General features: G+C 67.9%; 1 protein-coding gene. It reads left to right on the top strand.

Annotated features, from left to right (window positions below; translation table 11 throughout):
- Window positions 1-436: SIS domain-containing protein (locus FDW84_RS19000; protein WP_138611033.1), on the top strand; the 436-nt coding region annotated here is incomplete at both ends.

Here is a 436-nt window from a genome sequence, read left to right as displayed (position 1 = left end):
AGTCGGTGCTGTTCCTGGGCCGGCACGTTGGCTACCCGGTGGCGCTTGAGGGTGCGTTGAAGCTGAAGGAAATCGCCTACATCCACGCCGAGGGCTTCGCCGCCGGCGAGCTCAAGCACGGCCCCATCGCCCTGATCGATGAAGGCCAGCCGGTGTTCGTGGTGGTCCCGTCCCCGCGCGGGCGCGAATCACTGCACGCCAAGGTCATCAGCAACATCCAGGAAGTCCGCGCCCGCGGCGCCCGCACCCTGGTCATCGCCGAGGAAGGCGACGAAGCCGTGAAGGCCTACGCCGAGCACGTCTTCTACGTCCCCGAAACCCCCACCCTGCTGATGCCGCTGCTGACCACCGTCCCGCTGCAGATCTTCGCCGCGGAACTCGCCGCCGCCAAGGGCTACGACGTGGACCAGCCCCGCAACCTCGCCAAGAGCGTCAC

It is taken from the genome of Pseudarthrobacter sp. NamE5, from assembly GCF_005796225.1.
Lineage (GTDB): Bacteria > Actinomycetota > Actinomycetes > Actinomycetales > Micrococcaceae > Arthrobacter.
This window is presented reverse-complemented; position numbering and strand designations above follow the sequence as displayed.